This window comes from Pseudomonas saliphila, assembly GCF_008638345.1.
Taxonomy (GTDB): domain Bacteria; phylum Pseudomonadota; class Gammaproteobacteria; order Pseudomonadales; family Pseudomonadaceae; genus Halopseudomonas; species Halopseudomonas saliphila.
On the sequence record NZ_VTVA01000005.1, the window covers coordinates 34,593 to 48,390 of the forward strand.

Sequence of the window (13,798 nt, forward strand, 5' to 3'; positions counted from 1 at the left end):
TCGACACGCTGCTTGCCAAATGGGCAAACAGAATATAAACCCGCTCTCCGGAAAACGATGAGCGGCACCCGATTCAGATGGGTAAGTGTTTAGGTGGAGATGCACAGCTTCAGGATCATGTGACGAGCGCTGACACTTGCCATTTCATTGTGTCCCCGTTCCCAGTCCGGCTGATTCCTCCCTAAAGTAACGTTTCTCTGTACTCGCCACAGACTCAACTGTCGACGCCGATGGCGCGCGATATGATCTCTGACCAAGGGCAAGGTTTGGCCCAAGCAGAAACACACACCTGACACCTAACGGAAGAGTCGCAGGTGCCGTTCTCGTGTTACCCAGAGAAGCACTGGAACACAACGGTACTTCATGAAAAGAATGCTGATCAACGCAACTCAACCCGAAGAGTTGCGAGTAGCCCTGGTAGATGGCCAACGCCTGTACGATCTGGATATTGAATCCGGCGCACGCGAACAGAAGAAAGCCAACATCTATAAAGGCCGGATCACTCGAGTTGAACCCAGCCTGGAAGCCGCTTTCGTCGATTTCGGCTCGGAACGCCATGGCTTTCTTCCCCTCAAGGAAATCTCCCGCGAGTACTTCACCAAGCAGCCCGAAGGCCGCGTCAACATCAAGGAAGTGCTCAAGGAAGGCCAGGAAATCATCGTCCAGGTCGACAAGGAAGAGCGCGGCAATAAAGGCGCCGCATTAACCAGCTTCATCAGTCTGGCTGGCCGTTACCTGGTTCTGATGCCAAACAACCCGCGCGCTGGCGGCATCTCACGTCGTATCGAAGGCGAAGAACGCAACGAACTGCGCGAGGCGATCAATAGCCTGAACGTGCCACCAGACATGGGCATGATCGTACGCACCGCAGGGCTGGGCCGCAGCGCAGAAGAACTTCAATGGGATCTCGACTACCTGCTCCAGCTATGGGAAGCCGTCAAGTCCGCCTCCTCCGAGCGTAGCGCCCCGTTCCTGATCTATCAGGAAAGCAACGTCATCATCCGCGCGATTCGTGACTACCTGCGTCAGGATATCGGCGAAGTACTGATCGACAGCGAAACCGTGAAGCAGGAAGCACTCAACTTCATCAGCCAGGTCATGCCGCAGTATGCGTCCAAGGTAAAGCTGTATGAAGACAGCGTGCCGCTGTTCAACCGTTTCCAGATCGAAAGCCAGATCGAAACCGCCTTCGAACGCGAAGTAAAATTACCCTCCGGCGGCTCGATCGTTATCGACCACACCGAGGCGCTGGTATCCATCGATATCAACTCCTCGCGTGCGACCAAGGGTACCGATATCGAAGACACCGCGTTGCAGACCAACCTGGAAGCGGCAGAAGAAATCGCCCGCCAGCTGCGTCTGCGCGATATCGGCGGCCTGATTGTCATCGATTTCATCGATATGAGTCCGGCGAAGAACCAGCGTGCCGTTGAAGAGCGTGTCCGTGAGAGCCTTGAGGCTGACCGTGCCCGTGTTCAGGTGGGTCGCATTTCGCGCTTTGGCCTGCTGGAAATGTCTCGTCAGCGTCTGCGTCCGTCACTCGGCGAAACCAGCGGCATCGTCTGCCCACGCTGTAATGGTCGCGGCACCATCCGTGACGTTGAGTCCCTGTCGCTGTCCGTGCTTCGTCTGATCGAAGAAGAAGCGCTGAAGGACCGTACCGCCGAAGTGCGCGCACATGTGCCTATCGCGGTTGCTACGTTCCTGCTGAACGAGAAGCGCGAAGCACTGGCGCTGACTGAAGCCCGTAATAAAGTGCGCGTACTGATCCTGCCCAGTGAGGAAATGGAAACCCCGCACTTCGAAGTCCAGCGACTGCGTGATGACCACGAGTCAGTGCTGAACGGCGAAACCAGCTACACCATGAGCGCGGACATCGTCGCCGACGAGCCGACACCGGTCAGCCAGACCCGCGCCATCGTTCGCCAGGAAGCCGCAGTCAAAAGCATTGCCCCTTCCCGTCCTGCGCCGACCCCAGCTGCGCCTATCGCGGCAACACAGGTGATCCACGAGACCCAACCCGGCCTGTTCAAGGGCCTGATCAAATCACTGGTCAGCCTGTTTGCCAGCGATGAGCAACCTGCGGAAGAGAGCAAGCCTGCGGCGACAGCTACGCCCGAGCGCAAGCCACGCGAGAGCAATCGCAGCAGCGAGGGCCGCAACCCGCGCAACCGCCGTCAGCGTACTGACCGTGGTGATCGCACAGACAAGCCTCAGACGCCCCGCCCGCCACGTCCGGAACGCGCGCCGAAGCCTGAACGGGCCGAGCGCAACACCGAAGAGCAGCCAGCGGCAGCAGCGACGGCGACGCCAACGGCAAGTGAAAGCAAGCCGACTGAAACCCCAACGCGTCGCCGCCGCCGTAGTAGCCAGGAAACGCCCAGCGAGCCGCGGGTCCAGCAGGATACCGAGACAGCCCGCAGTGCCGCCCCAGCAGAGCGTCGCCCCCAGCGCAACGAAGAGATTGCGGAAACCACCACGGCTGATGAAGAAGCGGTGACTACCGATCTTCAGAGCGATGACGCAGGCAACGAGAGCGACCGTCCAAAGCGCCGTTCACGCAACAGTCAGCGCCGCCGCAACAACCGTCGCAGCCGTCCCGCTCAGGACGACGCCGCTGCAGCGGAGACCAATGCAGAGGCATCTGCCTCAAGCCAGGATGTCTCTGCTCCAGACAGTGATGCGGTGCCAGCGGCAGCAGCCATTGCGGCCACCGCCGCGATCGCCTCGTCAATGGGTGAAGAGCCGCAAGCTGTATCCGAGTCGCAAGACCAGCCGCAGACTGCCGACGTCGTGAACCCGCTGGATGAAGTGAAGATGCCGGTCGAGAGCGGCCTCAACCAGACCGCCGTCAACGCCGAGCAGTCAATTGAAAATGCTGTAGAAGCCTTCAGCCAGTCCAGCCGCCAGGATGCCGGCGACCAGACCGAAGAAGCGTCTACCCAGCCCGTTGCAATCGAAGCGCCTGCTGCATCACACGCAGTAGCCGCTGCGGAGTCAGAGGATCGTCCGGCCGCCAGCGTCAGCGAACATGCAGCTGAGAGCCCGGCGCGCGAAGCAGAGCCTGTTGTTCAGGACGCGATCAAGGAAGAGGCTCCAGTGGCAGAAGCGGTCGAGCAGCCCGCCGAAGCACCAACCCCTGAACCCGTTGCCGAGGTCCAGACGCCGGAGCCAGAAAAGGCAGCGGAACCAGCAGCGGCAGCAGAGCCTGTGTCCAAGCCAGCGCCAGCAGTGACTGAAAGCGGCCGTGCTTACAATGACCCACGGGAAATTCGCCGTCGCCAGCAGGAAGCCAAGCGCCTTGCCGAAGAGCAGGCTAGCGAAGCCGAAAAGCCAGCGGTCGCGGAGACACAGACGCCCCTCGAGACTGTGGAAGCGCCTGCATCAGCTAACGCGACTGGAGACGATCAGCACCCTGATACGCACGTATTGGATCAGCAGTTCGTCACGGCCGAAGAAGCGGCAACCGAGGCGCCAAAGGCAACGCACGATGCCACTCCAGACGAGACGCATCCTGCCACCAGCGCGGTGGAGCAGCAGCAAGAGCCGCTGAACCGTACCGACCTGGAAGCGACTGATGTGCTCCCGGAGCCCAAGGACCTGAAGGATCACCCGGACACCCATGTCCAGGCCCAGCAGCGTGACGAAGCAACCGAGAAGACGGCTACGACCGCGGACGGCACGGACCAGGAAGATGATTCCGAGGCCCGAGCACTGAAGCAACAACAGGATGAGCCCAGCAAGCACTAACGGGCGACCATAAAAAAGGGATGCTTCGGCATCCCTTTTTTTATGCTTCCCATTTGACCTGCCTGCACCGCAAGCTCGCCGGCTTTCCAGCCTGGCGTCCAAGCGAGCCATTGCGCTACGTCTTACTCTCCCAGTACGATCGGCTCCATCTCCAGCAAGACCCCAAAGCGTTCCTGAATATCGGCCTGGATGCGGCTTGCCAGGGTCATGATGTGCTCTCCCCTTGCCTCGCCGTAATTGACCAATACCAGGGCTTGCTCCCGATGCACTCCAGCATCTCCGTCGCGATAACCTTTCCAGCCTGCCTGATCAATAAGCCAGCCGGCGGCCAGCTTGTAGCGCCCATCCGGCTGCACAAAGCTTGGCAGTCCAGGCCACTGATGCTGCAACTGCAGCGCCAATTCAGCGGAGACCAGCGGGTTCTTGAAGAAGCTACCGGCATTGGCCAGTTGCGCAGGGTCCGGCAGTTTGGAGCGGCGGATCTGGCAAACAAGCTCACTGATGACCCGGGCATCGACGCGCTGCAGACCGGTTGCCTGCCAGGCATTGGCCAGCGGGCCGTAATCCAGTTTCGGCTCGGTGACTGATGACAACCGCAAGCGGACCCGCAGAATCACGTACCGTCCCGCTTCCTGTTTGAACAGGCTGTCGCGATAGGCAAAGCGGCACTGGCCGGGGCTCAACTGGCATGTCGTCGCGGTGAGTCGGTCATACACCTCAACGCTTTCGAGAACATCCTTCAACTCTACGCCGTAGGCACCGATATTCTGCACGGGGGCGGCACCAGCGGTGCCAGGGATCAATGACAGGTTCTCAAGGCCGGACAGACCCAGATCCAGAGTCCAGTTGACCAGAGCATGCCAGTTCTCGCCTGCCTCCGCCTCGATGACGACGCTGTGACCGCTACGAGTGATCACCCGGCGCCCCCGGCTGCGCATCACTACTACCAGCCCCTGAACCCGCCCGGCCAATACCAGATTGCTGCCGCCGCCAAGGAGTGTCACGGCCCAGGCATGCTGATCAGCGAGAGACAACGCTTCGGTTAACTCGCGGTCGTTCTCGACGAAGACCAGCCGTTCGACCTGTTCACTGATGCCTAAGGTATTGTGCGCGCGCAGGTCCGCATTTTCGATTAGCGCGAGCACTGTCAGCTGACCAGAGGTGATTGCGGGTGCTCTCTGAGGCTTGCCAGCAACCCCTGCGACGCGCGCTCGAGCATGTCGAGCACGTCCTCGAAGCCCTGCTCGCCGCCATAGTAGGGATCCGGTATTTCCTCACCGTCATCCGGGGCATAACTCATGAACAGTCGGAGCTTCGCGGCGCAGTCAGCCGGTGCGCGACGCATCAGCTCCTGCAGGTTGTCATGGTCTGCAGCCAGGATCAGATCGAATTCGGCAAAATCACTGTCAGCGACTCTTCTGGCACTCAGCATGCTGATATCCACCCCTCGCCGCGACGCCGCAGTAATGGCACGCCGGTCTGGCGGCTTGCCAATGTGATAATCAGCGGTACCCGCGGAGTCCACCTTGATACTGCCGGCAAGCTCATCCGCCGCCAGCAATTTCTCGAACACGCCCTGGGCCGAAGGAGAACGACAGATGTTGCCCAGACAGACAAAGAGCACCCGCATTACCGGGCCTCCAACACAGCGCGGACGCGATCCAGGTCAGCCGCTGTGTCCACACCGGCGGGTGGTATTTCACACGCCTGGGCAACATGGATCCGGCAACCGAACCAGAGCGCGCGCAGCTGCTCCAGGGCTTCCGCTGTTTCCAGAGGGCTCGGGGGCCAACGAACATAGTCGTGCAGGAAGCCGACTTTATAGGCATAGAGCCCGATGTGCCGCTGAAAAGGAACGCCATCCGGAAGGTACTGAGGTTTTTCGACGAACTGATCCCGACACCAGGGAATGGACGCTCGGCTGAAGTACAGCGCGAATCCGCGACTATCAGTCACCACCTTGACCGCATTGGGATTGAACAACGTCTCGATATCCGCCAGGGGCTCAGACAGCGTCGCAATGCTCGCCTCGGGGTATTTGAGCAGATTCGCAGCCACTTGATCGATCAATGCCGGGGGAATAAGCGGCTCATCGCCCTGCACATTGACCACACAGGCACTTTCGTCGAGACCCAGCTGGGTGACCACTTCCTGCAGACGATCAGTGCCCGAGGGATGGTCGGCACGGGTCAGGATAACCTCGGCGCCGAAGCCGCGGCAGGCGTCGGCGATTCGCTGATCATCGGTCGCCACGGTCACGCTTTCGGATCGGCTTTTATTGGCCTGGTTCCAGACGTGTTCGATCATCGGCTTGCCGGCAATGTTCTGCAGCGGTTTGCCCGGCAAGCGCGTGGATGCATAGCGAGCCGGGATGATGACGTGGTACATATCAGCGATCCAGCCGTTCGTCGGCGTCGAGCGACCGCGCCTCACTTTCCAGCATCACGGGGATGCCGTCGCGAACGGGAAACGCCAGACCGTCGGCGCGGCACCAGAGCTCGGTTTTGTCCTTGTTCTGGACCAGCGGCCCTTTGCACAAGGGACAAGCGAGAATATCAAGCAGTTTGGGATCCATGGTGCAACTCCTGGGAACAGTTAATGAGTGCTGCTTAGCCTGGCGTCCAACGCCTGAACGAAGGCATCGCTCAACTCGGCATCGACGGCCAGATACCACCAGCTGGCTTGCGCAAAGCTGATGCATTTGACCGCGTCTTTTTCCGTCATGATTATCGGCAGAGCTACATCCAGCCCGGCGAAACTGTCGGCATTGTAATCGGCATGATCACCAAAGGCATACTCCCGCGGACTGAACGACAAACGCCTCAGGGTATCGAAGAAACGACCCGGGTTACCGATACCGGCGACCGCGATGATCTCCTGGCCATGTGGCCAGTCATCGATACTGCAGCGTTCCCCGGACACCAGATTCACCAGCGCGGCTGGCCGCAGCTGCATAGCGAACCCATCAGAATGATCAGCCTCGGCGCCATTACGAATAACGAAATCGACGGTATCGAGCCGTTCGGCAGGTTCACGCAAGGGACCTTCTGGAAGGCACCGCGCATTACCCAAGCCACGGGCAGCATCGATCAGCACCAGCTCAAGCGTGCGCCCCATCCGGTAATGCTGCAATCCATCATCACTGATGATCAGATCAATGTCCCGTTGCGCCAGCAGTTGTCGGGCGGCACGGGAGCGGTCCGGGTCTATGACGACCGGCACATGGCAGCGTCGCGCTACTAGCAGAGGCTCGTCACCGACCTGTGCAGACGTGTCCGAGTCAGGATTGATCAGCCAGGGGAGTGCCGGCGGCGTCGCGCCATAGCCTCGACTGATCACACCGGGCCTGAGCCCTTGGCGCTGAAAGTGCTCGATCAGCCAGATCGTCATTGGCGTCTTGCCCGTGCCGCCCAGGGTAATATTGCCGACCACAATCAAGGGAACAGGCGGCTGCCAACTGGCGGCGGGATCAGTCAGGTAGGTGCGTCGGCGGCGTACCGCCACCGCCCGGTACAGCAGGGACAGGGGTCGCAACAACTTCAGCCACGCGTGTCCTTCATACCAGGCACGGAGCATGAATTGTTCGAGCGACAGCCGCTTCACTGGCCGGCGCCCGCCTCCAACTCGCTGGTGGTCAGTCGCAGACGGCTGAAGCCGAGCTGGCCTGCCGCGTCCATGACGGTGATCACCGACTGATGGGAGGCTTGGCCATCGGCAGTGATTACCACCGGCAAGCTGGTGTCGCCACCCGACTCACGCTGTAGTGCACTTTTGATGGTATCCAGTCCCGGTGCCAGCAACGCCTTGTCATTGATCGCCACTTCCCCCGCAGCTGAAATAGTCAGTTCAATCTGCTGGTTGCGACTTTCCACGGGATTGCCTGAAGCGGCTTCAGGCAGGTCGAGTTCCAGCTGAGTTTCGCGGGTAAAGGTCGTCGAGACCATGAAGAAAATCAGCAGCAGGAACACCACATCAATCAACGGAGTCAGGTTAACGCTGATCTCCTCGGGTCGTGTACGCCGGAAATTCACGGTCAGGCTCCCTTGCGGACGCTGCCGGGGCGCAACGCGATGCCATCCTGAGCGGGTACAGACGCATCCACATCACGATTGCCCTGAATCACTTCGACCAGCTTGGTGGCTTCCTGCTCCATGGCGATCACCAGCTCATCGATGCGGCGCATCAGAAAGCGGTGAAAGAACAGCGCCGGAATCGCGACGGTAAGACCCGCTGCGGTGGTCATCAGCGCCTTGGAGATGCCGCCAGCAAGGACGCCGGTATTGCCGGTACCCTGAGCCATGATTGCGCTGAACACATCGATCATACCGACCACCGTGCCAAGCAGGCCAAGCAGCGGCGTAATGGCTGCGATGGTGCCAAGGGTGCTCAGATACCGTTCCATCTCATGGATGACCTTACCGGCCGCTTCCTGAATGCTTTCCTTCATGATTTCGCGGCCATGGCGGGAGTTCGCCAGACCCGCGGCAAGAACCTCGCCCAGGGGTGAGTCGGCACGGAGTGTTTTCAGCTTTACCGCATCCAGCTTGCCTTCCTTGACCCAACGCCACACTTGCCCAAGCAGACTTGGCGGTGCGACCTTGCTGATACGCAGCGTCCACAGCCTCTCTATTACAATGGCGACGGCGATTACCGATGACACCAGGATTGGCAACATTAGCCAACCACCCGCACTGATCAATTCCCACACAAGCGATCCCTCTCCCAAATGGTTGAATACTCTAGCACAGGCCACGTAGACCGCGGCCCCGGCGCGATATCGAGCGCCGTTCTACTCGTGCCAGAAGCGCCTCGCATACTCGCGCCAGCTCCATAGTTGTGTGTTCTGCCCTTGTCCATTCAGGGCGAACCGCACAGCTCCAGACGTGGCAGTATAAACAGGTTCGGCGCCGAGTTCGCGGTAGCGTTGCACAACCGTCTGATGCGGGTGTCCGAACCGGTTGTTATGGCCCGCGCTGAACACTACCCAGCGGGGGGCAACTGCGCGGATAAAGGCATAGGACGAGGAGCTATGGCTGCCGTGGTGTGGCGCAAGGAGCAGGGTTGCCTGCACATCCTGTCCCAACAATTCGTATTCTCCGGCCATGCCCAGGTCGCCAGTGAGCAACAGGCTCGACTCGCCCGCCGATACCTTCAGCACACAGGATCGATCATTGGAATCAGCGGGCGCGTCTGCGGCAAAAAGAACCTCGAAATGCACGCCGTCCCATTGCCAGCCATCACCTGCATGGCACTGTTCTGCAGCCAGCACGGCTTCCTGTCGCTCCTGTTCCCCCGACAGGATTCTACGCACCGGCATCAGACGCTGGATAGCCGACGCGCCACCGGCATGGTCGTTGTCTGCGTGACTGAGCAGCATGGTATCCAGCTCCCTGACGCCGAATGACACCAGCGCCGGATGAACCACCGCCTCGCCCAGATCGAACCCACTGCTCAGCCGCGCCCCGGCATCATAGAGCAGTGCTTGCGTGCGGGTTTGAATCAGCACCGAAGCCCCCTGCCCCACATCCAGCACAGTCACCCACACATCTCCCTGCTGCGGACGTTCGCGTGCCGGCATTATTAGAACCACAAGACAGAAAACCGCCGGCACGAAGAGCAGCCGGCTCAGAGGGCTGAGCAAAGCAAGCGTACCGAGTGCGCCCAGCAGCCACCCCAGCCAGCCGGGAAAGGCCATTCTCAGCGGCGCCTGTAGAGCCGCTATCAGCGCCAAGCCGTCAAACAAAGCATTCAGCGCACGCGCTGCGGCCCATAACAACCACGGCCAGCCGAACACCAGCTCGATCACCGCCCCGAGCAGTGCAACCGGCACCACAACCAGACTGACCCAGGGAATCGCCAGGGTATTGACCAGCGGTGCCGATAGGCTGGCGGGCATACCCCAGAGCAGAAGCCAGGGCCATAGCCCGACGTAGATCACCCATTGCGCTTTCCCCCAGCGCAGCCAGATACCCCGCACAGCAAGCCTGCCGCTCATGCCAAAGATGAGCAGGCCCACTGCCATGAAGGACAGCCAGAACCCAGCCTGGAGCGGAGCAGCCGGGGAAACAATGACGACGGCGCACAAGGCAGCCAACCAGGTTACCCAGAGACCCGGTTGCCGGTACAGCAGGCGGGCAATCAGCACCAGCAGGATCATCAGCAGCGCGCGCTGGGTTGGGACTGCAAAGCCTGCCAGCGCGGCATAGCCGGATGCGAGCAATACCGCCAGCGGTGCGGCGAACCAGAATCGTGGCCAGCGCGCTGGAAACAGTCGTAACCGGGCAAGCACCGCCATGATCAGAAAAGCCATCGATGCCAGCATGCCGACGTGTAAACCCGAGATCACCATCAGGTGGCTGGTGCCCGTCGCCTGCATGATGGTCCAGTCGGCGGCGCTCAAGACACTGCGATCACCCACTATCAACGCCAGCAACCGCTGCTCGCCCGGACGGCTTTCGAGCGCGGTACCAAGTCGGCTTTTGATCAAGCTGCGCAAACCAGCCAACCTGACGGGCGGCTGCTCTATCAATCTGCCGGCACGAATGCTCGCCAGCGCACCGACCCCCTGTGCATACAACCAGGCTTCATAATCGAATCCACCCGGGTTGGACATTCCTCGGGGGCGTCGCAGGCTGGCTTCGAATTGCCAAAGCTGATTGTTCGCCACCGGCTCACCTGCGTACCAATGCGCGCGAATCAGCGGTAACGCCTCGCCAGTACCCACCACCCGGGCCTCGGTTACTTCAAAACGCCAGCCGGTAACGGTCGGCTCCGGCAGCCCTCTGATGCGCCCTTCAATTGATATGATCTGGCCGTCCAGCGCGGGTACGAGACGCTGCTCCAGCGCCTGGTGGTGAGAGTAACTGGCCCATATGACGCCCGCCAGACATGCCGCCATAACCCGGCCGTACGGACGCGACCATGCGGCTCCCAGCATGAACAGCAACGCGAGCACCAGCGACCATGCGGGCAACAGGCCTGGCAAGGCCAAGGGCGTGACAAGCCCTACAAATAAAGCAAAAAGCGTGGCTGACAACGCCATGGTGGAAACATCCTGTTCACCTGAACTGCCGCCAGCCGGTAGTTTGACCGTGACATTCCATGCATAATTGATTCACTTCCAGCAGCTGGCTAGTCGCAATGCCCCGCCGCCTTCTCAAGCGCTACATGCCAAGTCCTGAACGCATCAAGCAGAGCAAGTCCCTTCGCTTCATGGGCACTCTTTTGCACGATCCGAATCTCTGGCATCTCAATCGCCACAGCGTGGCGCGGGCAATGGCGATTGGGCTGTTTGTAGCGATGTTACCCATCCCCATGCAGATGCTGTTGTCGGCCTCCATCGCGCTACCCGCACGAGCCAACCTTCCGGTATCGATTGGCCTGGTCTGGTTAACCAACCCGGTGACCATGCCGCCGATATTCTTCGTTCAGTACAAGGTGGGAACGATGCTTCTGGGCACACCGGAACGCACCATGCCCATGGAACTATCCTTTGCCTGGCTTAGTTCCGAATTCCATCATATCTGGCAACCGCTGCTGCTCGGATCGGTGTTGTTTGGCATCCTGCTGGCCCTGCTTGGCTACGGCGCCACCATGTTGTATTGGCGAGTGTGGGTCTCGCGCAACTGGCAGCAGCGCAAACTGCGACGTCGTAGCCATAGCTGAGTGCCCGCGGCGCCCCGGCAGCCCTATCGTTCGGGCACGGGCAAGATCAACGACTCCTTTACCTCTTCCATCACGATGTAACTTTTGGAGTCTCGGACGTTAGGCAGCTTCAACAGGATATCGCCCAGCAATTTGCGGTAGGACGTCATCTCGTTGATGCGTGCCTTGATCAGGTAATCAAAATCCCCTGATACCAGATGGCATTCGAGGACATGCGGCAAGGTGAGCACCGACCGGCGAAACTCCTCGAAAATATCCGCCGACTTGTAGGACAGATTGATCTCGACAAACACCAGCAACCCGGCTTCCAGATGCTCCGGGTTCAACCTTGCCGAGTACCCCATGATTACCCCTTCGCGCTCCAGTCGGCGCACACGCTCAGTACAGGGGGTGGTCGAAAGACCAATACGCTCACCGAGTTCGGTAAATGCCAGCCGCCCCTCTGCCTGCAGCTCACGAAGAATCTGCCGGTCTATTCGATCTAGCTCTCGTTGCGTCTTGTATTTGGCTCTCATGGTTATATGCACTAGACCTTTGGCTAATTGAACGTCGATTTACCCTGAATATAACCGTTTATTCAGTGAATTCCACCATTCGACCTTTCCTATAATCCGGTGAAAGCAACGTGCCCTGAGCGGGCAATGACATTGGAGAAGCACATGCGCGTTCTAATCCTCGGTAGCGGCGTAGTGGGTACCACCAGCGCCTACTACCTGGCCCGGGAAGGATTTGAGGTTACGGTAGTCGACCGTCAGCCCGCAGTGGCAATGGAAACCAGTCACGCCAACGCGGGTCAGATCTCACCCGGTTACGCCTCACCCTGGGCCGCGCCGGGCGTTCCGCTGAAAGCTATCAAATGGATGCTGCAGCAACACGCGCCGCTTGCTATCAAGCCGACGGGTGATATCAATCAGTATCTGTTCATGGCCCGCATGCTGCGCAACTGCACCGCCGCGCGGTATGCGGTGAACAAGGAACGCATGGTGCGCTTGTCAGAGTTCAGCCGCGACTGTCTGGACGAGTTGCGCGCAGAGACAGGAATTGAGTATGAAGGCCGGCAGCGCGGTACCACTCAGCTGTTCCGCAGCCAGTCTCAACTTGAAGGGGCGGCCAAGGATATCGCGGTGCTCGAGCGGCTGTGCGTGCCATACGAACTGCTCGATCGCGACGGCGTGTGCCGGGCCGAACCGGCGCTGGCAAAGGTAAAGCACAAACTGACCGGCGGCTTGCGCTTACCCAACGATCAGACGGGTGACTGCCAGATGTTTACCACTCGCTTAGCCGAGCTGGCAGTGCAGGCGGGCGTTGAGTTCCGCTTTAATCAGAACATCGAACGCCTGGAATACAGCGGGGATCGCCTCAGTGGCGTGGTGATCGATGGCCAACTGGAGACCGCCGACTATTACGTGGTCGCGCTCGGCAGTTTCAGTCCGCAGATGCTCGCTCCGCTAGGCATCACGGCCCCCATGTATCCACTCAAGGGGTATTCGATCACCGTCCCGATTACCAACTCGGACATGGCGCCGGTATCCACCATGCTGGACGAAACCTACAAGGTGGCGATTACTCGGCTGAACGACCGGATCCGGGTGGGCGGCATGGCCGAACTCCGCGGTTATGACCTGAACATCGATGCACGCCGTGGGGAAACACTGAAAATGATCGTCAAGGATCTGTTCCCTGAAGGCGGCAACCTGGCAGATACCGAACTCTGGACCGGCCTGCGTCCAGCGACACCGGACGGCACGCCAATTATTGGTGCAACCCGTTACCGCAATCTGTTCCTGAATACCGGTCACGGCACCCTTGGCTGGACCATGTCCTGCGGCTCCGCTCGCTTGTTGGCGGACCAGCTGGCCAATAAAACATCCCGGATCAGCATCGAGGGTCTGGATATCTCCCGCTACACAAACACTAAAGAGGCCAGAAAATATGCACATCCAGCGACAGCACACTGATAAGCGCATGAGTCAGATTGTCATTCATCAGGGCACCGTTTACTTGTCCGGGCAGGTCGCTGACAATGTCAACGCTGATGTCGAGCAGCAGACTCGCGATACTCTGAAGGAGATCGAGAAGCTGCTTGTCGAAGCAGGCACCGATACGCGACACCTCCTCTCGGTGACCATATACCTCAAGGATATTATGCGGGATTTTGCAGGCATGAATACCGCCTGGGATCAGTGGCTGCCTGAAGGGATCGCACCTGCCAGAGCAACCGTCGAAGCAAAACTCTGCGACCCGGACATTCTTGTCGAGATGTCTGTTATTGCTGCTCTGCCCGCGTAATGTATCGACTTTTTGGCCAACCGTTAAGCACTGGCCACTGAGCCCTGCATCGCTGTTGAAAGCTACGGCCTCAACATGCATGGAGGCAGTGAGC

13 protein-coding genes are annotated in these 13,798 nt (G+C 59.7%); 4 read left to right on the forward strand and 9 right to left on the reverse strand.

The window, feature by feature from the left end; all coding sequences use genetic code 11:
• Positions 1-363 precede the first annotated feature (363 nt).
• Positions 364-3,750, forward strand: coding sequence for a ribonuclease E (gene rne / locus FHK95_RS07355; protein ID WP_150303953.1), 3,387 nt, complete (start codon positions 364-366; stop codon positions 3,748-3,750).
• Between the two features lie 122 nt (positions 3,751-3,872).
• Here the strand turns inward: rne and murB are convergent, their stop codons facing one another.
• The 8 genes from murB to FHK95_RS07395 form a co-directional block, all read right to left on the reverse strand.
• Positions 3,873-4,895, reverse strand: a complete 1,023-nt coding sequence (gene murB, locus FHK95_RS07360; RefSeq protein ID WP_150303954.1) for a UDP-N-acetylmuramate dehydrogenase — start codon at positions 4,893-4,895, stop codon at positions 3,873-3,875.
• A 2-nt stretch (positions 4,896-4,897) separates the two neighbouring features.
• On the reverse strand, positions 4,898-5,380 hold the full coding sequence (locus FHK95_RS07365) for a low molecular weight protein-tyrosine-phosphatase (RefSeq protein ID WP_150303955.1): 483 nt from the start codon (positions 5,378-5,380) through the stop codon (positions 4,898-4,900).
• Positions 5,380-6,138: a 3-deoxy-manno-octulosonate cytidylyltransferase gene (gene kdsB, locus FHK95_RS07370; RefSeq protein ID WP_408003595.1), complete on the reverse strand. Its 759-nt coding sequence runs from the start codon at positions 6,136-6,138 to the stop codon at positions 5,380-5,382. Before kdsB ends, FHK95_RS07365 begins: the two co-directional genes overlap by 1 nt.
• A 1-nt stretch (position 6,139) precedes the next feature.
• Positions 6,140-6,325, reverse strand: a complete 186-nt coding sequence (locus tag FHK95_RS07375) for a Trm112 family protein (RefSeq protein ID WP_150303956.1) — start codon at positions 6,323-6,325, stop codon at positions 6,140-6,142.
• Positions 6,326-6,345: 20 nt separating this feature from the next.
• Positions 6,346-7,344: a tetraacyldisaccharide 4'-kinase gene (lpxK, locus tag FHK95_RS07380; RefSeq protein ID WP_150304112.1), complete on the reverse strand. Its 999-nt coding sequence runs from the start codon at positions 7,342-7,344 to the stop codon at positions 6,346-6,348.
• A 5-nt stretch (positions 7,345-7,349) separates the two neighbouring features.
• Positions 7,350-7,781: an ExbD/TolR family protein gene (locus tag FHK95_RS07385; RefSeq protein WP_150303957.1), complete on the reverse strand. Its 432-nt coding sequence runs from the start codon at positions 7,779-7,781 to the stop codon at positions 7,350-7,352.
• 2 nt (positions 7,782-7,783) lie between these two features.
• The gene (locus FHK95_RS07390; protein WP_150303958.1) at positions 7,784-8,458 is read right to left on the reverse strand and encodes a MotA/TolQ/ExbB proton channel family protein; all 675 of its coding nucleotides are present in this window, start codon (positions 8,456-8,458) and stop codon (positions 7,784-7,786) included.
• A gap of 81 nt (positions 8,459-8,539) precedes the next feature.
• Positions 8,540-10,792, reverse strand: coding sequence for a DNA internalization-related competence protein ComEC/Rec2 (locus tag FHK95_RS07395; RefSeq protein ID WP_150303959.1), 2,253 nt, complete (start codon positions 10,790-10,792; stop codon positions 8,540-8,542).
• 98 nt (positions 10,793-10,890) lie between these two features.
• On the opposite strand from FHK95_RS07395, the gene FHK95_RS07400 reads away from it, so the two are divergent.
• Complete coding sequence (locus tag FHK95_RS07400) at positions 10,891-11,415, forward strand: DUF2062 domain-containing protein (protein ID WP_150303960.1); 525 nt, start codon at positions 10,891-10,893, stop codon at positions 11,413-11,415.
• A gap of 23 nt (positions 11,416-11,438) precedes the next feature.
• On the opposite strand, the gene FHK95_RS07405 is transcribed toward FHK95_RS07400, so the two are convergent.
• Positions 11,439-11,930 (reverse strand): Lrp/AsnC ligand binding domain-containing protein, encoded by a 492-nt coding sequence (locus FHK95_RS07405; protein WP_150303961.1) that lies wholly within the window; start codon positions 11,928-11,930, stop codon positions 11,439-11,441.
• A gap of 144 nt (positions 11,931-12,074) precedes the next feature.
• On the opposite strand from FHK95_RS07405, the gene FHK95_RS07410 reads away from it, so the two are divergent.
• Complete coding sequence (locus FHK95_RS07410) at positions 12,075-13,373, forward strand: D-amino acid dehydrogenase (RefSeq protein WP_150303962.1); 1,299 nt, start codon at positions 12,075-12,077, stop codon at positions 13,371-13,373.
• On the forward strand, positions 13,348-13,704 hold the full coding sequence (locus tag FHK95_RS07415; protein WP_150303963.1) for a RidA family protein: 357 nt from the start codon (positions 13,348-13,350) through the stop codon (positions 13,702-13,704). The genes FHK95_RS07410 and FHK95_RS07415 overlap by 26 nt, the downstream gene beginning before the upstream one ends.
• Positions 13,705-13,798: the final 94 nt, after the last annotated feature.

Excerpts from the sequence above, each read along its gene's own strand:
- rne (WP_150303953.1), top strand. The coding sequence starts at position 364 with ATGAAAAGAATGCTGATCAACGCAACTCAACCCGAAGAGTTGCGAGTA.
- FHK95_RS07365 (WP_150303955.1), bottom strand. The coding sequence starts at position 5,380 with ATGCGGGTGCTCTTTGTCTGTCTGGGCAACATCTGTCGTTCTCCTTCG.
- kdsB (WP_408003595.1), bottom strand. The coding sequence starts at position 6,138 with ATGTACCACGTCATCATCCCGGCTCGCTATGCATCCACGCGCTTGCCG.
- FHK95_RS07375 (WP_150303956.1), bottom strand. The coding sequence starts at position 6,325 with ATGGATCCCAAACTGCTTGATATTCTCGCTTGTCCCTTGTGCAAAGGG.
- FHK95_RS07395 (WP_150303959.1), bottom strand. The coding sequence starts at position 10,792 with ATGGCGTTGTCAGCCACGCTTTTTGCTTTATTTGTAGGGCTTGTCACG.
- FHK95_RS07400 (WP_150303960.1), top strand. The coding sequence starts at position 10,891 with ATGCCCCGCCGCCTTCTCAAGCGCTACATGCCAAGTCCTGAACGCATC.
- FHK95_RS07405 (WP_150303961.1), bottom strand. The coding sequence starts at position 11,930 with ATGAGAGCCAAATACAAGACGCAACGAGAGCTAGATCGAATAGACCGG.
- FHK95_RS07410 (WP_150303962.1), top strand. The coding sequence starts at position 12,075 with ATGCGCGTTCTAATCCTCGGTAGCGGCGTAGTGGGTACCACCAGCGCC.
- FHK95_RS07415 (WP_150303963.1), top strand. The coding sequence starts at position 13,348 with ATGCACATCCAGCGACAGCACACTGATAAGCGCATGAGTCAGATTGTC.